The sequence below is a fragment of the Shewanella sp. DAU305 genome (assembly GCF_026802235.1).
GTDB classification, from domain to species: domain Bacteria; phylum Pseudomonadota; class Gammaproteobacteria; order Enterobacterales; family Shewanellaceae; genus Shewanella; species Shewanella baltica.
This window is the reverse complement of the sequence record NZ_CP113808.1, coordinates 4,551,953-4,573,142: the sequence shown is the minus strand read 5'-3', so window position 1 is coordinate 4,573,142 and position 21,190 is coordinate 4,551,953. Positions and strand designations below refer to the sequence as shown.

The window sequence follows — 21,190 nt, the reverse complement described above, 5'->3', positions numbered from 1 at the left end:
CTTTTTTGTTTTTATCACTTAACGTTAGGCTAAGCCATTCACCTTAAGCTTTTAGCTTGAAACTACCTTGCATAATCGCCCAGTGGCCTGGGAAGCTACAGAAGAATTGGTAGGCTTCAGTAGCGCTCATGCCAGCAGTGCTAAAGGTGATAGACGTTGATTCGCCGCCGCCCACTAATGGCGTGTGAGCGATAACGCGAGTATCACCTGCTTTGACATAGGCAGCATCAGGACCGGCACTCATACCTTCGGTCGCTACGGCTGACATATCGGCTGCCTTAGTTAATACCCAGTTGTGGCCCATAGCTGCTTTTGGCAAAGTGCCTGAGTGGGTTAAGGTTAAGGTCACTTCTTTACAGCTTGCAGGTACAGACAGCTCTTTAGTGTCAAATTGCATTGCATCAGTGGCGGCAATTTTCAGTTCACATTCGTTGGCACTCGCTTGGCTAGCGAATAATAATCCTAGGCCGATTAGGCTAGTGCTGGTCACGTTACGTAAAGCTGTGCTTTTTGCTTTCATCTGGTACTTCCTTATTTGAACAAGGGTAGCCGAGTCCTTTTGACTCGGACATGCGCCTGCCAGCATAAGCAATCTTTATTAAATGGGAATGAAATCAGCGTGTAAATTATGTATATGCAACTTTCGTTTGAGTGCTTCATTCTCAGTGACTGCAAAATTCTGTAACGGCAAAATCGCTAGCGGTAAACATAGACGAGCGAGTACTTAGCTGGAACCAACTAAATACTCGCGGATTATCATTAATGGCTTTGATTTATAACTTTGATTTATAAATGATAATTTAGAAAGTCTGACTCCGGGCGTCTAACTCAAAGTCGCTTACTTTTTTTAGTACGAAAGCTCCTGTCGATAGGGGATAGCACGCTGTGCGCCTTGGCGAGTCACAGTAATGGCACTGGCCGCATTAGCAAATCCAACGGCGGCGGCAATCGACATGCCTTCGCTCAAGCCGACGACTAGGGCGCCGTTGAAGGTATCTCCTGCAGCGACTGTGTCTATGGCTTGCACTTCAAGTGCAGGCACTAGCCCTGTAAAACCTGGGCTGCTGATATATGCGCCGCGACTGCCTAAAGTGATCACCACAATCCCTACACCTTGCTGGTGGAGGAGCTGCGCAGCCATTTGGGCATCATCGAGATGATTTATTTCAACCCCTGTTAAGGCTTCTGCTTCTGTCTCATTAGGCGTAATTATATCTACCCACTTGAGGCAATCTTGCCCAAGTGCCGTCGCTGGAGCGGGATTTAATACCGTCGTCACACCAAGATTTTTGGCCATTTGTAATGCTTTTGCCACTGTGGCTGCAGGGGTTTCTAATTGTGCTAATAAGTACTGAGCATTAGCAAACAGAGCATAGTGATGTTCTAAATCATCGGGTGAAAGAGTGGCGTTGGCACCCGCAGCAACACCAATGGTATTTTCACCGTTGTCACCGATAAAAATCATCGCGGTACCGGTACTCTGCTCCGCTATTTGGCTAATTCCTTCTGTACTTATGCCATCTTTAATCCAGCTTTGACGCATATCATCGCCGATACTGTCTTGGCCGAGGTGGCAGATAAAGTCAGTGCGGGAGCCAGGTTTGGCTAAACGCGCGCAGGCGACGGCTTGGTTGGCACCTTTGCCGCCCAGTTCGAGGCGATAATCTCGGCTCATTAAGGTTTTCCCTGCAGCGGGCAGGTACTCAAATTTCATCACATGGTCGGCATTTGCACTGCCGATAACGAGTATCTGGCTCATAGAAAACTCACTGTTACTTTCATCTGCGATTGAGATAAGTTGGATCATAGACACGTAAACTGTCTACCAGTAAATCGACAAAACCTAGTCTGTCGAGCCCAAATAGCACAGTCGCATTGGCGGGTTTGCCTGTGAGTTGATAGCGATCAACCACTGTCATGCCTAAGGTCAACTCGCTTTGGGTTTCAATCCCGACCCAGCAATCTTGTGCCTCAAATAGTTCAGGTTTGAGCAACCAAGCGATAGTACAGGGGTCGTGCAATGGCGCGCCAATAAAGCCCCATTTAGGATCTCTGTGGTAAATCATAAAGAAATCCAATAACTCGGCGACGCACTGAGCAATTGGATTTGGGATGGCGCGAATCCGTTCTATATCTTCATCCATGATTTGCGCTTGATGGGTCACATCGAGCCCGCACATAGTGATGGGAATGCCTGACTTAAAGACAATATCGGCGGCTTCGGGATCGACAAAAATATTAAACTCGGCAGCTGGGGTCCAATTACCGACACCCGCGGCGCCGCCCATCAGTACAATGCGCTCGATTTTAGGGTGCAGCTCGCTATGACTCGCCAGTAAAAGGGCGATGTTAGTCAGCGGCCCTGTGGGCACTAAAGTCACTGGCTGTGTGCTTTGGCGGATTTGCTGCGCCATCAGTTCAACGGCCGTTATGGCTTGTGGGCTGAAGCTAGGTTCAGGCAATGCTGGGCCATCGAGGCCAGTCTCGCCGTGAACATTGTCAGCGATAATCAGTTGACGTGTTAGCGGCTTAGTGGCACCGCCCGCGACTGGGATATCACCACGGTTTAACAGGGTTAAGATCCGCAGTGCGTTGTTGAGGGTTTTATCTGGGGTTTGATTGCCTGCGCTAGTCGTGACGGCAAGGGGAACAAGGTCTGGGTGAGCTAAGGCTAAGATCAGCGCGATAGCATCGTCATGGCCGGGATCGCAATCAAGAATGATGTGACGAGTCATACTGTTACTCCTTTAAACAGCGGTACTGGATGCTTAGAATAGCATGCCATAAGTTAGGCGCTAGCATGTGGAGGGTACTTGCAGAGCAAACTGTGAGCGTTTTCGTCTTTTTATTAACAAGCTGCTAGAATTCTGCCCGTTTTTGACACTAGGCGATGTTAGGTAAATCCATTCTCGCTCTGTCCGCTGCACAACATTGAATGACATATCCAAGCAAATACAAGGAAATAAGTAATGCTCACTCATCGAATCACTTGGCCTAAGGCTTTACTCGCGGGCATGGTTGCCATGCAGATCTCTGGCTGCAGCGATCCTCAACCTATGGCCATTATTGAAAGCAATAACGAGTCATTGCTGCAGTTCGATAACGGTAAACTCATCCAATTTAAGGAAAAACCGAGTCCGCAGTATCGCCATATTCCCTGTGATTTACCCGCGGTAAATACCGTTGTAGCAAATGATATGGCAGTGGCTGCCATCACCCAAAATGGCGATGTGATCACTTGGGGAAACAGTTTTAGCGGCGGCGATAGCCGCGAAGTTGCTGCGGAGCTTAAACACGTTAAACAAGTCGTGCCTGTAAAGGAAGGTTTTGCCGCCCTGCGTGAAGATGGCACTGTGGTGTACTGGGGACGTGCTGGGAAACTGAGCCTCGACAAAGCCCTTCAAAGCCGTATGACAAACATCACTAAACTCTATGCTAACCGTGAGGCGGTAGCCGCACTCGATGCCAGTGGAAAAGTGCACACTTGGGGTTATGGGCCCGAAGGCGGCAATAGCCAACATGTGCAGGATAAACTGGTGGATATAGTTGATATCTTTGCCGAAGGACGAAGTTTTACGGCACTTAAGAAAGACGGCAGCACTGTGATTTGGGGGCAAATTGAACGTTCAACCAATATGAAAAAGCTGCTGCCGCAGTTAATGGATGTTGTGCGTGTTGAGTATACCCAAGGGACCTATGCCGCTTTGAAAAAGGATGGCAGTGTCGTGACTTGGGGGCAGAGTAGCGATATTTACCCTATTCGCAGTGCGCTACAGGATGTCGTGAGTATTATGTCAAATAGCTGTGCTTTTGCAATCTTAAGTCCAGCGGGAGAGGCGCACTTTTGGGGCAATGAAACGAACTGCGGTATCGATTGGCTCAAACAAACGGATATTAAAGGCGTTAACAGTATTGTCAGTGTCGGCACGGGATTTCTGTTGCTGCGTGACAATGCCGTACCGCAAATCCTCGTCGATGACAGTGACTACGCCTATCTATATGGTTTTCACTATGCCCAAGAGATCCTCAATCGATATTGGCAGGAGGGAAGCAAAATCACCATAGGTTCAGCATCATTTGTATTCACCCGTCCTGACGGCAAAGTCGTGCCAGTAGGCTATAGGGCTAACCTAGAAAATGTCGAGAAGCTCATAGAACGCATCCCGCGATTAACTTGGTTAGCGAGGGCGGGTGAGGGTTATGTCGGGATCAGTGAAAAGGGGGAATGGGTCTCTTGGTCGATGAATAACGAGATGTTCGCCAAATCTCCGCTGCAGCCAGCCGATTCGTTGGTGATTAAGCCGCTGGATTTTACCCCTGTTACCCAATGCGAAACGCCAGAACAAAGACAGGTGATTCTGAGTCAGGAAAGGCCTAAACCTGAAGTAAAAATGTGGCTGTTTAGCGAATAGCACTAACCTCTTTTACCATCACGGCGCAGATAAACGGAGTATTTCTCTGTTATTTACGCCGTGATAGTGATTATTTCTTTCAAAGTGGCAGTTAATCTAGGCTTTTGACTGTTTTCAATCTGGGTTATTCGCTAGAATGCTGGGTGTTTTCTGTTCAATTTCATGATGTCGTATTAATTAGTATTAGTTATAAGTGCGATACAAGGATGATAAGTATGAAATTAGCATTGTGTTCACCTATTGGATTATTTCAAGGTGCCAGTGTGTTGTTACTCTGCAGCTTAATTGGCTCAGAGCCAGTTCAAGCCACATTAGCTATGCCCCGGAGCGAAAGCGGCGCTGCTCATACCCATGTATTGCCCGTATTTGGTCAGCAATTAGGGTTCAATCTGCCTGCGGGCTGGAAACAGGCTTATCATGAGGAGCAAGCAGGCATGTTTATGGCAGAGTTTGTGCCAGAGCAGGAAGCATTAACCCAGTGGAGTACGCTATTTTGCGTGCAGGGTTTTAAGGATATGGCCGAGAGTATTAGCCCTGAGCGTTTTTTAGATGCGATGGCCGAGACCTATAAATCGACCTGTGATGGCGAGGTGGTGTACCAGAAGTTAGGCGACACTGAAGTCGATGGACACGCTGGATTTAAGGCTATTCTAGGCTGTACAGCCATGCCCAATATGCACGGTGTGACGCCACTGAATCCCAAAGCCTATGCTTCAACTCCTCAAGGGGAAATTGGCTACTATACGGTTGTCAGTGGCAATAAAGATTTGTATCTGTTGCATAAGTCGATGCGAGGTGCCGTTTTTTCTGCCGATAAACCGCCATTGCAGGCGGATAATAGCCAAGATTTTATCTTCGCTTTAGTCCCATTCTCCTTGAAGTAGGCTGTAGACGCTCGCTTGAGTTTGATGGACTTTCATCCGTATAGACGTCTATAATGCGCGCGCTCAGGCTCTATAATGTGCTGAGCCTTAAGGGGCGATAGCAGTCTTTATTGATGGCTGTACCCTATGAATCAAATTTTTAGTCAACCTTCTGAGGTGCTTGCGTGCGAAAGCCGCGAGATAATCGGGAAGCCAGTGGAATTCTGGCACTGCCCCCGCAACGGTAAAAGGTGAGAGAAGACCGCGTTTGATTGGTGAGTTCAAGACCGAACCCGATAGTCAGAATGTAAAAGGTCAGTCTCGCGTTAATCCAATTTTTAAGGGATTAACATAGCCTAAGTCCGGAGACCGGCCCTAAAGGTGTTTTTGAGATTTCGGTGGGCAGATCTCAAAATGCGATAGTCACTGTCAGTATCTTTTACTGAATGAACAGTATCGTGGCGCTAATGCCCCGTTTTCCTTGCAGGAGTTAAAGGTAAAATGGGAACAAATCCAACCAAAATCGCGCTACTTATCGGTAGCCTTTGCAGTTTTTCCGTTATCGCGCCCGCTATGGCGGCAGGCGATACCAGCACAGCTAAAGTCGACGAGCATCTTGTCGTGATCGGCCGCTCTGACAATACCCCGTTAAATATTGCCTCGAATGTGAATGTGATTGACGCTGCGGCGATTGAAATGAGCGGTGCCACTAGCGTGACTGAGGTTTTACGCGGTCAAAGCGGTATTCAAATTTCGGATAATAACATCGGTACTAGCTTTGCGATGCGTGGCTTTAGCGCCAGCACTGCTGTGAATAACACGCTGATTTTACTTGATGGTCGTCGCCTCAATAATATCGATATCGCTGCTCCTAGTCTTAATGCCATACCGCTTAACCAAGTCGAGCGCATCGAAATTTTATCGGGTAGTGCGGGTGTGCTTTATGGCGACCAAGCGGTAGGCGGCGTGATCAATATTGTCACTAAATCCCCTGAAAATACTGGTGGTAGCGTGCAGTTATCCGGCGGCAGCTTTGATACCTATGAAGGTCGTGGTGATGTGTCTGGCGCGATCAACAAGGATTGGCGTTACTTTTTCACTGGTAGCTATAACCAAGGTGACAACTACCGCAAGCATAATGCCAATGAAACAGGGTCGATTTTAGGTCGCATTCAATATAAAACGGCCACAGACTCCTTCTTTGTTGAAACTAGCTACTACGACAACGATCGTGAAAATCCGGGCTCGCTGACTGAAAAGCAATTTAAAGATAACCCACGTTACTCTGGTAACGATAAGCAATATTCCCATGAAATGACTACGGCGGCGCGCACGGGTTACCAGCATCAGCTCAATCAAAACTGGGCGCTGGCGGCGGATTTAGATTACAGCGATACCTTAGTGTCATCATTGAACTGGGGACAGAGCCGTAACACACGCTCACTGTTGATGTTTAGTCCTAAAGCGTTAGCGAACTACAGTACGCGTCAAGGTGAGCTAAACCTAGTCACAGGTTTAGACATCAGCCGTGGTAAGGCTGATTTTGACACTATGGCGCGTAGTAATGTACAGCAAATGCAAAGCGCCTATCTACAAGCCACAGTGCCTTTAAGCCATACCTTAAGCTACGTTGTGGGTGGTCGTTATGCGCGGGTGACCGACGAGTTAGTCGATGGTAATGTCTATCCTAATGGCATGGATTTAGACGAAAATGCCCACGCATTTGAACTGGGTTTAAATTACCGTCCAACTGCTGAGCACAGACTTTATGTTCGCGCTGATGATAACTTCCGTTTTGCCAAAGTGGATGAGCAAGCTTATACATCGCCTGGTGTACTTGGCTTAAAGCCGCAGACGGGTCGCTCCTATGAAGCGGGTTGGGATTGGACTCTTGCTAGCCAAACCCTACGAGTGAGCTTATACCGTCTCGATTTAGAAGATGAAATTGTGTATGACTCAAGCGCCACTAAACCTATTGGTGGTAATTTCGATGGCGCAAATGTCAATGCTGACGCTTCACGTCGTTATGGCGCAAGTGCCGATTGGGATTGGCAGGTGACTAAAGCAGTACAACTAGGGCTTGAGTATAACTATATCGATGCCGAATTTACCGACGGTAATAATGATGGCAAGGAGCTGTCTTGGGTGGCAAAACACACGGGGCGCGGATATGTCAGTATGGATTTTGCTGAGCATTTCCAAGTCTTTGCCGAAGCTATCTACACGGGTGATCGCTTTGTGGAAGGTGATAACGGTAATGAAGGCGATAAGCTGGCCAGTTACGTGCTCGGTAATTTAGCCTTGAACTACAACCGTGATGCTTGGCTTGCCAGCCTGCGTATCGATAACCTATTTGATAAAGACTATGTTAGTGCAGGCTATTACGGTGGCCTTTGGGGTGATAGTTATTACTCTGGCCGAGGTCGAGATATTCGTTTAACCCTTGGTTATCGTTTTTAATATCTGACTAAATGAGCGAATTTAGCAGCCTTTAACTCAATATAAAGGCTGCTTTTTTTTGCTATTATTTACTCTTAAATTGTTTATCTTGTTCTTCTTTATTTAGCGGTTTAATACCAAGATAATATTCATAGCTATTTTTATCGCTGTTATCGACAGTCGTCTCATTTTTGCTATTAATTTCTTTCGATGTACTCTCTTCTTTATTTGCATACATAGTTAATTTAGGCTTAGTCTGTTTAGACTTCGTCTCCTGTGCAGCAGACACATTCGCTATACTCTTAATGTCCTCATTATCAGTAGCGGATTTATCTTCTACCTTGCCAAATTTATAGTTAAAAATAGCATTGGTTTCTACTGTTTCAATGGTTGATTTCTTCATGGTTTTGTATATTGCGACAATACCATGTTTACCTAGAGTGACTTCAGGGTGAATTTTCTTACCAGTACCAACCTTAGTGCCATCGACATACCAGTCTGCATCAACGTTACTCGTAAGGGTTATGACCGTGGACTTAAGGCCCAGTTTTTCATTGAGTAATGATTCAATTTTATTGTTATATGACGGCTTAAACGTCATATTAACTTTGTAATGTAGCTCACCATTCATATTCATACTTGCGTTAATAACTTTGTATGATAGTAGTACACTTTTATCACTGAGGAATGGATCTGAATTAATCGTGTTTTTAACAGTATACTTTTCAGTATCTTTTAAACACTCATTTATAGATTGGAATTTTGAGCAGGTCATTGAGCTTTCTAGGTCAACGGACTTAACACTATCAGAACTAGATAGTTCAGTAACAATTCGATTAACAATTTCTTTTTTCAATGTAAAAAGCTGCGCACTTTTTTCTGCACGCTGACTATTTATAACTTCGTATTGTTTTAGTATATCTTGATAGTTCTCTTTGTTTTTAATTTTGTCATCTACTGATTTTTTTTCAAGTGAATCAATTTTTTTTACTAAGGTTTCGATTCCTTTGAAATAATTTATTGGGTCACTTTCTGTTAAAATAGCATTGGGTAATGCCAATATTGCCTTATTATAATTTTCTTTTTCATTTTCAATGTTTATTAATAGTGAATCATAATCATATTCACTTTTCTTATGATTAGATAAGCGATCATTAATAGAGATTAGCAAGTTATCAATTTCAAACTTTTGCTCGATTTGGTTTACTGTTTGGTTTTCGGTTGCAGTTATCAACTCTATGGCATACGAGTTACTTGCACACAAGCACAACAAAGCAATGGTAAATTTACTGTATCTCACGTTTCTCTCCGATATTTTATCTGAAACAGTCAAAACGGCTTACTATTTCGGTGCTTTGAGCAAAAAACTCGACATTTTAACCATAATACTTAAGTTGATTTTTCTTTTCAAATGGATTGTTTGTTTGTTAATTTTGATAAAGCTAGGCTTCACTTGATATCAGATTGTGCTTTAATTGTAAAGCGCTGATTATTTTACCTTCTATTGGCAAGATTCACATGATTTTGGTGCTAAATATATTCATTACAGAAGAAGTGTTGCTTAACTTATACTGTGGCATCTGGCAGATAAGTGGTAATGAGACCTAAAAAGTTTACGATTCAGCGGGAATATTTTGTTTTAATTCCTATTTTTGAATTGGTAATGCAATGCGAATAAGAATTGTTGGGCGTTGCTTACCTTCGTTGTATATACTAAATTTGCTTCGTCATTAGATGCTACATACAGGGTAGTCATTTTTTTATTATTTTCGTTAGACTAATGTGATACTTAGTACTGAAATTCTTTTAATTTTTGGTATGATATCAAGAGTAACCGAATCATCTTATTGTTAATAAACAGGTGTAAAGTGTCTTATGACTGATCTTGAGCAACAGGTTTTTACTCAAGTTAGAGCTATCATAGCGAACGAAGAGCAAGTGATTGGCCGCAGAGGGATTTTAATTCCACTCAAAAAAGCGATCCTTGCTGAAGGCGACATTCGTAACGTGATCGACATTATCTCGAGCGATCCCGCATTGGCGGCGCACATGCTAATGCGCAGTAATTCCGCACAGGCAGCTGTAGTGGAAAATCATAAAACTCGCTCGTTGAAAGAAGCTTTGATCCGCTTAGGTCAAGTGAATATCTATCGTTATGCCTTTACGTTTTATCTGAAAGAACGCCTCGATGAGCTACCGCAGCCCTATAAAAAGTTAGTCCAAGGTTATTGGAAATTGACTGAAGATATTGCAACTGATGCGGTGGACAGTTTAGCGGAGATGGAAGGTGTCGAGGTTGATGCAGATGAAGTGCAAACCTTGGCCCTGTTCAGTGTGTTCGGCCAAATTATCGCGCTCACGGCATTTGCTTATTTAAATGCTAATGCCGAACAATCATTCCCTTTAAGCGTGATTAAGTCATTGATTGATAATCAACAGCAGACTTTGACCATAGAATCATTCGAAGCGTTAGATTTAGATCAGGACTTACGCCAAGAGTTTATGATTGCCCATAATTTGCGTCAGACCCGCAATTCGAATTCCCCCGGTTTAATCCTGCGCCGTGTATTGTCTATGCGTGGTCTGTTGATGAATCCGCTGTAATATTTCGATGCATTAAATCGCTGTTTGATCCTATGAAATAGTCATTTGATTCATTAAAAAAGCCTGCATTCGCAGGCTTTTTACTCGATTTCACCCGCATTAATTAGTCTTCTGCTGGCGAGATAAACCTTCACTCGCCACCAGTTGTAACCAATTTTGGATCAAGGCTGAGTTGGCGCTATGGCGGCGATAGGCACCAAACAGAGGGCGTTTTAAACCTTCTTGCCCGAGCTTCACTGTGGTAAGGCTTAGGCCATGCCCTTCATTTATCGACCAATTTGGCAGCGCGGCTATACCGTCTTTACAGGCGATGCGTTGCAGTAACATCATGGTTAAATCACAGGTTTTTTGCTCACCCGCTTCTATGCCTGCGGGCTCTAAAAAGTGGCGATAGATGTCTAAACGCGTCAGTGGTACGGGATAGCTGATGATCGGTAAATGCGCTAATTGCTTAGGGGTGACATAGGCTTCTTTCGCTAAAGGATGATCCTTAGCAACCACTAACTTTACTTCAAAATCAAACAAATGCTGATAAGCGAGTGAATGCCCAGGCACAGGATCTGAGGTCAGCACTATATCCAGTTCACCCATTTCCAAGGCATTGAGCGAGTCGAACAAGTGACGGCTCGACAGATCTAACTCCGCTTGGGGATAGTCTTGCCTAAATTGCTCCATCACAGGCATTAACCAGCGAAAACAGCTGTGGCACTCAATACCTACCCGCAACTGATTGGTTTCGGTTTCAAGGCCATTCTTAAGATCTGTCTCGGTTTCTAACACCTTAGGCAAAATCTCTTCCGCGAGATGAAGCAGGCGTGCACCTTCTTGGGTGAATGACAGCGGCTTACTCTTACGCACAAAAATGGGCGAGTTAATCCTTTGCTCCAGCTCCTTAATCTGGTGGGAGAGGGCGGATTGAGTGACAAAACGTTTTTTGGCTGCGCCCGCCAAACTGCCACTTTCCTTCAGGGCCATTAAGGTTCGCAGATGTCTTAGTTCGATCATGTTCACTCCAGGTGAAATTCGCTCATGTTGTGCTTGAAATCAATTCGGTTGCTGGAATAGAGACTAACACAATAAACTTCTAGACGTCCAGACGCCTATTGTTATTTATCAAGGCGGAAATGCTGAAAAGTACCAAGAGAACACAATCTGGTGGGTGCAAGTGCCGAATATGGCTTATCTCAAATAAAGGAAGATAGGGTATGCAATTAAATAGTCTTGGGTTTCCCCGTATCGGGCGTCGTCGTGAATTGAAATTTGCCTTAGAAAAATACTGGCGTGGTGAGATCACTCAAGCTGAACTGCGTGAAGTGGCGAGCGAACTGCGCCGTACCCATTGGCAGTGGCAAGTTGCTGCTGGCATCGAGCAAGTGCCTGTGGGGGATTTTGCCTTTTACGATCAAGTATTAACCCTGAGTGCGACCTTAAATGCTATCCCTGAGCGTCATCGTGGTGAAGGCGCAATCGATCTCGATACCTTATTCCGTGTTGCACGCGGCAGAGCGCCAACGGGCCAAGATGCGCCAGCTTCTGAAATGACCAAGTATTTCAATACTAACTATCACTATCTGGTGCCAGAGCTGACGCAAAACCAAGAGTTTTCGATTGCTTACGAGCAGTTTTTTGATGAAGTCAGCGAAGCGCAAGCGCTAGGCTATAAAGCCAAACCTGTTCTACTCGGCCCAGTCAGTTACTTGCACCTTGCTAAAACTGTGGGTCAAGAGTTCGATAAGTTAAGTTTATTACCTAATTTATTAACGGCTTATGCTGACATTTTGGCCCGTTTCGCCGCCCAAGGTGTGGAATGGGTACAGTTAGATGAGCCTGTGTTGGCATTAGAGTTAGACCTGCATTGGCAAGCGGCGATGACTAAGACTTATCAAGCATTAAGCACTGCTAACGTTAAGGTTCTCTTAGCGAGTTATTATGGCGGTATTGCGCATCATCAAGCCCTCGTATCTGCCTTGCCTGTTGCTGGTTTGCACTTAGATTTAGTTACTGCGCCAGATCAGCTGACTGTGTTTGCAAATGCGTTGCGCTGTGAGCAAATTTTGTCGGCGGGTGTGGTCAATGGCCGTAACGTGTGGGCGGCAGAGATCGATTTGATTGCCGAGCGTATTGGCGCTGTGGCGGGTGATTTAGGCGATCGTTTGTGGATTGGCACATCATGTTCATTACTGCATAGCCCAGTTGATTTAGATGTTGAAGTCAAACTATTACCTGTGCTGCGTAAGCAGTTAGCCTTTGCTAAGCAAAAACTGTTGGAATTGAGCAAAGTTCGCCAATTATTGTTGGCGCCTAGCTCGGATGAAGCACAGAAAATCAGTGCTTTTTGTATCGCTCGTCGCCAAGCAAAAGCGCTGGCTGCAGATAAGCAAGTAGTTGATCGCGTTGCGGCATTAACCGCTGCAGATTATGAGCGTGCCAATGATTTCAGTGTGCGCCAAAGCGTGCAGCAGCAAAAATACCATTTACCTCTGTTACCCACCACGACCATAGGTTCGTTCCCACAAACACCCGCTATCCGTGGACTACGCAGCCGCTGGCGCAAGGGTGAGCTTAACGATGCTCAGTATAATGAGCAGTTACAGCAAGTGACCCGCGATACTATCGAACGCCAACTAAAACTGGGTATCGACGTACTCGTGCACGGTGAAGCCGAACGTAACGACATGGTGGAGTACTTTGGCGAGCAGTTAGCCGGCGTTGGTTTTAGTAAAAATGGCTGGGTGCAAAGCTATGGCTCACGATGTGTTAAGCCACCCTTGATTTACGGCGATGTGAGTCGTCCAAAAGCCATGACAGTCGAGTGGGCTGAGTTTGCCCAGAGTCTCACCGACAAGCCCGTAAAAGGCATGTTGACGGGGCCAGTGACGATTTTGCACTGGTCATTCGCCCGTGAAGATATCAGCCGCGATGCGATTGCGACACAACTGGCGCTGGCTATTCGTGATGAAGTGGTTGATTTACAAAATGCGGGGATTGGCATTATTCAAATCGATGAACCTGCCTTCCGTGAAGGTCTGCCATTGAAGCAAAGTGAATGGCAAACCTATTTAGATTGGGCGGTGAATGCCTTTAAACTCAGCGCTGCTGGCGTGACTGATGAGACTCAAATCCACACCCACATGTGTTACAGCGAGTTTAACGACACGATTGGCGCGATTGCTGCCATGGATGCCGATGTGATCACTATCGAGACTTCGCGTTCACGGATGGAGTTACTCAACGCCTTTGAAGATTTTGAATACCCAAATGAAATCGGCCCCGGTGTATATGACATTCATTCACCAAACACCCCAAGTGTGGAGGCCATGGTGCACTTAATCGAGAAAGCCGCGCAGAAAGTACCCGTGCGTCAACTGTGGGTCAACCCAGATTGTGGCCTAAAAACCCGAACTTGGGATGAAGTCGAACCTGCATTGAAAAACATGGTCGATGCTACCCGCGAACTGCGTCGCCGCCTTGGCTAATATCACTGCTTGAGTGTGATGTTTTTTTAACTGAGCTTATTGAGCTTACGGAGTAAAAAGACAACGGATGCTTATGCATCCGTTGTCTTTTATCACTTGCGAATAAGGGAAACGCGAAGGTCAGTTGGTAATGTTTAATATCAAGGTTCAATAGACGTGCTGAGCTAATAATGACTCTTGCTTTATGATTATTAATCAGTGGTATAGGCATTGATTGTATAAGGCGCCTTAAGCATCTCGCGGTAAACCCTTTTCAACAATACGCACCATGCGTTCGGTTTTACGGCGCGCTTTTTGTTGCTCAGTTGCAGCGGTGTCGGCAAGGCGCGATTGCTGAGCATTGAGCGCCCATTCGATATGTTCACGCACTATCTCATCGATATCTTCGTTGTCATTGCGAGCGTTAAGCGCGGCAATAATGCTTGGGCTTGCGGGGGCGTTACCCAGCGCGACTGCGATATTACGTAGCCAGCGTTTATGGCCAATTCGGCGAATGGCGCTGCCTTCGGTTTGCTTTAGAAATTCGGCCTCGCTCCAAGCAAAAAGGCTGAGAAGGTCGGGCTGTTTTAACTGGGGACGAATATGGAAGTCGGTTTCGGCTGTGAGTGGCGCTTGGCGATTGATGGGGCACACGAGCTGACAATCATCGCAGCCATAGATGCGATTGCCCATAAGTGGCCTAAATTCTTCAGGAATAGCGCCTTGCAGCTCGATGGTGAGATAGGAAATACAGCGTCTGCCATCAACCACATAAGGTTCTACGATTGCACCTGTTGGGCAGGAGGTGATGCAGGCGACGCAACTGTTACAGCCTTCTTGGATTGGAATATCCACAGGCAGAGGCAAATTGATCAGTAGCTCACCTAAAAAGAACCAACTACCCGCCTCATGGTTGAGTATGAGTGAGTGTTTACCTGTCCAACCTATACCGGCTTTTTCGGCTAATGGGCGCTCGAGTACTGGCGCTGAGTCGACGAAGGGACGGAAATCGGCGGCATCGAAACCGAGCGCAACTAACTCTGCACTGATTTGATCTCCCAGTTTTTTAAGCCGAGCGCGGATCAACTTGTGGTAGTCGCGGCCCCCTGCATAACGGGAGATATAACCTAAGTTGGGATCGGTGAGATTAGTGGCAAAGCCTGCTTCGGGTGGTAAATAGTCCATCCGTACGGATATCACTCGCACTGTGCCCGGATGCAATTCTTGCGGGCGAGCGCGCATCATCCCGTGGGTGGCCATATACGCCATTTCGCCATGAAACCCTTTGTCTAGCCATGCTTGGAGTTTGGCTTCTTCGGCCGTTAAATCAGTATCGCAAATGCCAACTTGTGCAAATCCGAGTGCTTTTCCCCACGTTTTTATTTGCAGCGCAAGCCGCGACAGTGTGCTGGCATAGGATTGGTTGGGGATTTGATTGGCTAAAGTCGACATGGATTCATTGCAGTGAGGCTCTTGGCTAGGTGGCAATATGATAGCAAGTTTTCACTTGTTACGGACGAGTTTACTCAGTGAGCATGAATGAGAGGCTATTTTCTTTGGGCATATGTTTATTTGCAGCAGGGATTGAGTCTATGATTAGGTTTAATGTTTCCCGTTTGGTATCCGTATGCTGAGTGCGTTTCCCCTTAGGGCGTGTTTTCTTGCGATGAGCTTATTAGGCCTGATGCCTAATCTTGTTTTTGCGGTGCCTGACAAGTTGAAATTGGTGACAGAAGCTTGGCCTCCCATGAGTTACGAGCAAGATGGTGTTCCCCAAGGTTTTGCGGTGGACTTAGTCAATACCCTGCAATCGAGACTGGGCCAGAGTGAAAAAATTGATGTGTTACCTTGGGCACGGGCGTATTCGATTGCTAATACCTCGGCGAATGTCCTACTTTTTGCGACGTCTATTAATGACGAGCGTGAAGATCATTTCGATTTTATCGGCCCGATTGCAACCAGCAAAATTGCTTTGTATGCGAGGGTGGCAGATCCCATTGCACTCGATCAACTTGCGGAACTTCAATCTAAAGATATTGTGGGAGTTTATCGAGAATCTGCTGGGGCGCAGCTGTTACAACAAGCGGGCGTGGATAATTTGCTGGTGGCGAGTTTTCCGCAGCAATCGGCGAAGCAATTACTGTTCTCTCGAATTCGTTTCTGGTGCCAAGCGGATCTTGCGGTTAAGCAGATACTTGAAGAAGTGGGCGCAAGTGAGGCAGATATACGCCAAGTGTATGTCGTATCTGAGATTCATCTGTATTTAGCCTTTTCTAAAGGGACGTCGGCGGCTACGGTCACGAGTTGGCAAACAGAGCTTGAGAAAATGAAAGACTCAGGGGAGTTTAGTCGTTTATATCAGACATGGTTTGGTGCTTTACCGCCGCCATTACAGCATCAAGTGTTTTGGCATAAAGCTGTTTAACTCTCGCACGTAGCCTCATTTTGGGCAGCTTTAACACAATTCCTTCCCGCATTTTTAGCCTCATAAAGGGCATCGTCGGCACGTTTCAGTAGGCTGGCAAAGTCTTTGTCTTGATAAGTATTTTCAGTATTTGGTTGCGGCGCTAAGGTTGCGACTCCTGCGCTAACGGTCAATTTGAGTTCAGTGGGTAAATCCTCTGCGCCTAGGCGGCTAATATGAGCTTGCAACTGATGGGCAAGTTCACAAGCACGTTCAGCATCCGTGTTGGGTAAGAGAATTAAAAACTCTTCACCACCGATACGGCCAATAAGATCTTTATTACCCGTTAGGGCTTTACCTGCGCTTGCGATCGTCAGTAAGGCGCGATCGCCCAGTTCATGGCCGAAGTTATCGTTAATTTTCTTGAAGTGGTCCGCATCAAAGATAATCACCGAAAAAGGGCTTTGTTGTTTTAAGGCTTGCTGAAAATATTGCGCGGCTTGGGCATAAATATGCCGACGATTAGGGAGTTTGGTGAGGTAATCTGTGAGGGCGATGACCTGCAGTTGACGATTTCTCTGTACTTGTTTATACGCGAATATCGACACTATTGTCAGGATAAAGCCCGTCAATAATAAAATAATGTGTTGTAATGATTTATTCTTCTCGAGTAGCGCGAGTTCTTGTTCTTTAAGGTTTTGGTTTTCAATCAAACGTTGATTTTCAGATTCAATCCTAGTGGTATCAAACTTCACTTTTAATTCTGTGGTTTGATGTGAGAAGGAGTTGTCGTCGATCTTTTTGGTGAGGGCGACAAATTCCAGCAATGCGCCATAGGCCGCAGGTAAATTATTCATGGCCGCATAGACGTCACTTTTTAGCTGTAATAGTTGGGTGAGTCCCCGATCATTTTGCAGGGTTCGAAAGGCTTTTTCCCCTTGTTCGAGTTCGGTAAGCGCTTCTTTATAACGTGCTTGTTGAAACTTGATATTGCCCATAAAGAGCTTCATAAAGCTATAAGCGGCATGATCTTTTTCGTTAATCACAGCTGCGGCTTCAGTTAAATATTTTTCCGCTTCATTAAGACGATGGAGTTTGATTAAGCTAAAGGCAATATCCGTCGCCATAGTGGCGGCCACTTTTTCCAGCTGATGTTCCTTAAAGTATTGGTAGCTTAGCAAGAAGTGATCAATAGCTTGTTGATGTTCACCTAGTTCATCTAAGGCCAGGCCTATCTCTGAGGTGACATTCATTGCCTGTTCTTGGTTATTGTTCTTTAAATAAACTGCTTTAAGTTTAGTGTAATAACGGATCGCACTTTGGGGATCGCCATAACGTCTAAAGCTGGTGGCCATATCGGCAAGATTGATGTTAGCCCAGCCGGTTAAATTCAGTGACTCGTAGAGATCTTGCGCTGTTATCAGATCGTCTAATGCGGCAGAAAAATCGCCAATATAGGAATACAGGGCGCCGCGAAGGCTACGTGAGTCGGCAATGAGTTTAAGATCTTCATGCTCATATGCACGCTTAACGCTGAGGTTATAACCTTCCATCGCGCTATCTACATCACCATTTAACTGCAAAAACCAAGAATGACAAAGCATGAGGTCGGTAATGAAATGCGGAGAGGCCGTTGGTGGAATATTTGTTAGTGTTTGACTCGTATTCTTAACTGCCAGTGCTATGTCGGTATCCGTTTCGGCACTTTGATCCCAGCATTTAAGTAGCTGCAGCTTTTCATTGCGGGCGACATCATCGGTTGCAATCAGTTTACTCAATAACGCAAGATCGCTGTTAATTGCTTCGCGGGTCATGGGTTCACCGCTCTCAAATTTTTCAAATATTTTATCAACCTGAGTTTTTTCTTCTGCCATAGCCTGACTGAGCGGCAGTAGAAGCAGCCAAAAGGTAAGTGATAAAGATATAAGTGGACGTAGCAAAAAAGGTTTCCTGTTCGCATTGAAATCAATAGCTAATAATGAGCTTAGCATAACTTGTTTGTTCATTTTGAATATAGATGCATAGCAATTTTGCATTCAGCTAGCTATCAAGGTATAAACTTCGCCTTGGAAATCATCCTAAAAAGGAATCACCCTTGAAAAAATTACTTTGTGCTGCCCTACTCATGATGAGCGGCACTAGCTGGGCGGGCTCAGATTTAGAAACGTCGGGCGATGTATTGCACTTATTGCTCCCCGCAACAGCAATGGGCGCGACGTTATTTTATGAAGACGGTTACGACGGTAGCTGGCAGTTAATTCAGGCGGCAGTATCGAGTCGATTAATTGTTGAAGGCCTAAAATATGGTGTGAGTAAAGACAGACCCGACGGTAGTGGCGACGATTCGTTCCCATCGGGTCATACTTCAGATAGCTTTATGGCGGCGACGTTTATTCAGCAGCGTTATGGCTGGCAATATGGTTTACCCGCCTATGTCGCTGCATCGTATGTTGGCTATACCCGAGTGGCGAGCGATCAACATTACCTAGAGGATGTGTTAGCGGGTGCTGCAATTGGCGCGCTAGCGGGTTGGTATTTTACTCAGCCCTATGAAGGTATTACTGTCACACCGATAGCAGGTAACGGCGTTTATGGTTTGTATGTGAGTGGTCAGTTTTAAGTCTATTTTTTGAATGAATGTTAATCGAGATTTTTTATGAGTGAATTATCAGCTGTTTACCGTGAAACTGCCGAGCAGATTTCTTACAATGTCGCTAATAAAGTGCTGCCAATGGCAAAACTACCTGACGGATTATTAGCCGCATATCAAAGCCTGTGCGCCGAACTGTTGGAAGACAGAGAGGGCAAATTTAGCCAAGCTTGGGCATCCTTGCCAGCTAGCGCGCGTAATCTCATGGAACAAGCTGCATTCCATGGTTTTTATATTGCGAATGCTTGGTTGCAGTTGAGTCGTGTTGCCCAAGAGATTTCTGAGCAGGCCGATACCGATGGTGAGATCCAAGAGCAAGAATATAACGGTATCTTTACCCGTTTAGCCGATGAGTCGCTCAAAGAAAGTCTACGTAAGTTGAAAAAAGCACGTATCGATCGCTCTATGCTCAATAGCTTTAAACAGGTGATGGCGCCTTAGTTTTTATTGAAATAAGCGCTGAGTCTGAAAATCAAAAAGCCCGTCACTTTGCAGTGACGGGCTTTTTGTTGGCACAAACGCTTAGCTAAAGCTGCTTTGCCACGACTCAAGTCGCGGCAACGCTATGCTTAGAACGAAGTGCGTTTGTAGCGGCGATATTCTGGACTCCAGAAATTGCCTTCAATTGACTGTTGTAAGATTTCATCGCTCATTGGTAGCGTTAACCCTTGTTCAACTGCAACTTTACCCACAGCGAAAGCGATGTGTTTACTGACCGCGTGGATATCTTCGAGTTTAGGTAACAATGGGCCGCTACCGTCGATTGCCAGTGGCGAGCATTCCGCAAGTGCGCGGCTTGATGCCATTAACATGGCATCGGAAACGTGGCGGGCACCAGAGGCTAAAACACCTAAGCCAATACCTGGGAAGATAAAGCTGTTATTACACTGGGCAATCTCAAAGGTTTCACCATCGACTACTACTGGCTCGAACGGGCTACCCGTGGCGACTAATGCTTGACCTGAAGTCCAATGCAAAATGTCTTTTGGCGTCGCTTCAACACGGCTGGTTGGGTTAGACAGTGGGAAAATAATCGGGCGGGCACAATGGCTGTGCATAGCGCGAATAATTTCTTCGGTGAATAGACCTGGTACGCCAGACACGCCAATCAGCACGGTCGGTTTAGTGTTGTTAACCACATCCAATAACGAAATATTGTCGCTGAAATTACTCCAGTTTTGGATATTGGTGCATTTCTGCGCCAATTTTTGCTGGAATGGCAACAGGTTAGGCATGTTGTCTAGCAATAAGCCCCAACGGTCAACCATGCACACTTGAGTGCGAGCTTGCTCGTCGCTGATCCCTTCGGACACCATTTGCGCCACGATAGCTTCGGCGATACCGCAACCCGCGCTACCCGCACCAAGAAAGGCAATACGTTGTTGATTTAATTCAGTACCTGCAGCTTTACAAGCGGCCAGCAATGAACCGACGGCAACGGCAGCGGTACCTTGAATATCATCGTTAAAGCAGCAATAGCGATCTTTATAACGCTCTAAGATCGGCATGGCGTTCTTTTGGGCGAAGTCTTCGAATTGGATCAAAGTGTCTGGCCAACGCACATGTACAGCTTGCATAAAGGCTTCGATAAACTCGGCGTATTCTTCGCCACCGATGCGCGGATGGCGCCAGCCCATATACATAGGATCTTCTAATAACTGCGGATTATCTGTGCCTACGTCTAATGTAATAGGCAGAGTATAAGCCGGACTGATGCCACCACAGCTAGTGTAGAGTGACAACTTACCGATAGGGATCCCCATGCCGCCAATACCTTGATCGCCAAGACCTAAAATACGTTCACCATCGGTAACAACGATGATTTTAACTTTTTGGCGAGTCGAGTTATTGAGAATGTCATCGATCCTATCTTTGTTCGGATAAGAGATAAACAAACCACGGTTGCGGCGGTAGTTTTTCGAGAAACGTTCACAAGCCAAACCTACCGTCGGCGTATAGATGATAGGCATCATCTCGCTGATATTATTTTGCACTAAACGATAAAATAAGGTCTCGTTAGTGTCTTGGATATTACGTAGGTAAATATGCTTGTCTAAGTCGTTGTTGAAACTTCTAAATTGATCGTAGGCGCGGGAAGCCTGCTCCTCAATTGTTTCAATGGCATAGGGAACTAAGCCTTCGAGGTTAAAGAAAATACGCTCTTCTTCAGAAAATGCACTGCCCTTGTTAATCAGCGGGGCTTCAAGAATGGCAGGTCCTGCAAACGGAAGATAGAGGGGGCGTTTATTATCGTCCATGGGTAACCTTTTGAGTTATTGTTTAAGTGGTCAATACGTGCTGTAAGTCACGTAAGGTTATCATGAAATGTGATCTTTGTTGTCCGTGGAACGAGGTATTTGTGG

The 21,190-nt window shown here is 45.7% G+C and carries 16 protein-coding genes and 1 riboswitch; of the genes, 8 read left to right on the top strand and 8 right to left on the bottom strand.

The features are described from left to right. Positions 1–43: 43 nt before the first annotated feature. The 3 genes from azu to rihA all read right to left on the bottom strand — a co-directional run bounded on the left by azu (position 44) and on the right by rihA (position 2,735). Positions 44–520 carry an azurin gene (gene azu / locus OX890_RS19415; protein ID WP_006080224.1) on the bottom strand — a complete coding sequence of 159 codons (477 nt, stop codon included), beginning with the start codon at positions 518–520 and terminating at the stop codon, positions 44–46. Positions 521–847: 327 nt separating this feature from the next. Continuing rightward, positions 848–1,759, bottom strand: coding sequence for a ribokinase (gene rbsK / locus OX890_RS19410; protein ID WP_268649769.1), 912 nt, complete (start codon positions 1,757–1,759; stop codon positions 848–850). A 19-nt stretch (positions 1,760–1,778) separates the two neighbouring features. Further along, positions 1,779–2,735 (bottom strand): pyrimidine-specific ribonucleoside hydrolase RihA, encoded by a 957-nt coding sequence (gene rihA, locus OX890_RS19405; RefSeq protein WP_268649768.1) that lies wholly within the window; start codon positions 2,733–2,735, stop codon positions 1,779–1,781. A gap of 234 nt (positions 2,736–2,969) precedes the next feature. Here rihA and OX890_RS19400 point away from each other — a divergent pair, with 234 nt between their 5' ends. The 3 genes from OX890_RS19400 to OX890_RS19390 all read left to right on the top strand — a co-directional run bounded on the left by OX890_RS19400 (position 2,970) and on the right by OX890_RS19390 (position 7,735). Further along, positions 2,970–4,412, top strand: coding sequence for a hypothetical protein (locus OX890_RS19400; RefSeq protein WP_268649767.1), 1,443 nt, complete (start codon positions 2,970–2,972; stop codon positions 4,410–4,412). A 215-nt stretch (positions 4,413–4,627) separates the two neighbouring features. After that, entirely contained in the window at positions 4,628–5,296 is a 669-nt protein-coding gene (locus tag OX890_RS19395; protein ID WP_268649766.1) for a hypothetical protein, read from the top strand. 137 nt (positions 5,297–5,433) lie between these two features. Further along, positions 5,434–5,667: riboswitch (cobalamin riboswitch) on the top strand. A gap of 109 nt (positions 5,668–5,776) precedes the next feature. Beyond that, entirely contained in the window at positions 5,777–7,735 is a 1,959-nt protein-coding gene (locus tag OX890_RS19390) for a TonB-dependent receptor (RefSeq protein ID WP_268649765.1), read from the top strand. A gap of 64 nt (positions 7,736–7,799) precedes the next feature. On the opposite strand, the gene OX890_RS19385 is transcribed toward OX890_RS19390, so the two are convergent. Beyond that, positions 7,800–9,014 carry a hypothetical protein gene (locus OX890_RS19385; protein WP_268649764.1) on the bottom strand — a complete coding sequence of 405 codons (1,215 nt, stop codon included), beginning with the start codon at positions 9,012–9,014 and terminating at the stop codon, positions 7,800–7,802. A 575-nt stretch (positions 9,015–9,589) separates the two neighbouring features. On the opposite strand from OX890_RS19385, the gene OX890_RS19380 reads away from it, so the two are divergent. Next, a complete protein-coding gene (locus OX890_RS19380) occupies positions 9,590–10,318 on the top strand; it encodes an HDOD domain-containing protein (RefSeq protein WP_226058180.1) in 729 nt (242 codons plus the stop codon). Between the two features lie 99 nt (positions 10,319–10,417). On the opposite strand, the gene OX890_RS19375 is transcribed toward OX890_RS19380, so the two are convergent. Then, positions 10,418–11,323, bottom strand: a complete 906-nt coding sequence (locus OX890_RS19375; RefSeq protein ID WP_006080231.1) for a LysR family transcriptional regulator — start codon at positions 11,321–11,323, stop codon at positions 10,418–10,420. Positions 11,324–11,523: 200 nt separating this feature from the next. On the opposite strand from OX890_RS19375, the gene metE reads away from it, so the two are divergent. Then, a complete protein-coding gene (metE, locus tag OX890_RS19370) occupies positions 11,524–13,794 on the top strand; it encodes a 5-methyltetrahydropteroyltriglutamate--homocysteine S-methyltransferase (protein WP_268649763.1) in 2,271 nt (756 codons plus the stop codon). Positions 13,795–14,022: 228 nt separating this feature from the next. Here metE and queG read toward each other — a convergent pair whose 3' ends face one another. Then, the gene (gene queG, locus OX890_RS19365; RefSeq protein ID WP_259520611.1) at positions 14,023–15,225 is read right to left on the bottom strand and encodes a tRNA epoxyqueuosine(34) reductase QueG; all 1,203 of its coding nucleotides are present in this window, start codon (positions 15,223–15,225) and stop codon (positions 14,023–14,025) included. Positions 15,226–15,400: 175 nt separating this feature from the next. Here queG and OX890_RS19360 point away from each other — a divergent pair, with 175 nt between their 5' ends. Next, positions 15,401–16,198, top strand: coding sequence for a substrate-binding periplasmic protein (locus OX890_RS19360; RefSeq protein ID WP_268649762.1), 798 nt, complete (start codon positions 15,401–15,403; stop codon positions 16,196–16,198). Here the strand turns inward: OX890_RS19360 and OX890_RS19355 are convergent. Next, positions 16,195–18,117, bottom strand: coding sequence for a tetratricopeptide repeat-containing diguanylate cyclase (locus OX890_RS19355; RefSeq protein WP_268649761.1), 1,923 nt, complete (start codon positions 18,115–18,117; stop codon positions 16,195–16,197). The two genes, OX890_RS19360 and OX890_RS19355, sit on opposite strands and share 4 nt — an antisense overlap. A 155-nt stretch (positions 18,118–18,272) precedes the next feature. Here OX890_RS19355 and OX890_RS19350 point away from each other — a divergent pair, with 155 nt between their 5' ends. Continuing rightward, positions 18,273–18,797 carry a phosphatase PAP2 family protein gene (locus tag OX890_RS19350; RefSeq protein WP_006080236.1) on the top strand — a complete coding sequence of 175 codons (525 nt, stop codon included), beginning with the start codon at positions 18,273–18,275 and terminating at the stop codon, positions 18,795–18,797. Positions 18,798–18,833: 36 nt separating this feature from the next. Continuing rightward, the gene (locus tag OX890_RS19345; RefSeq protein ID WP_268649760.1) at positions 18,834–19,268 is read left to right on the top strand and encodes a DUF3069 domain-containing protein; all 435 of its coding nucleotides are present in this window, start codon (positions 18,834–18,836) and stop codon (positions 19,266–19,268) included. Positions 19,269–19,396: 128 nt separating this feature from the next. Here OX890_RS19345 and OX890_RS19340 read toward each other — a convergent pair whose 3' ends face one another. Continuing rightward, positions 19,397–21,085, bottom strand: coding sequence for an NAD-dependent malic enzyme (locus tag OX890_RS19340; RefSeq protein WP_006080238.1), 1,689 nt, complete (start codon positions 21,083–21,085; stop codon positions 19,397–19,399). Positions 21,086–21,190 lie beyond the last annotated feature (105 nt).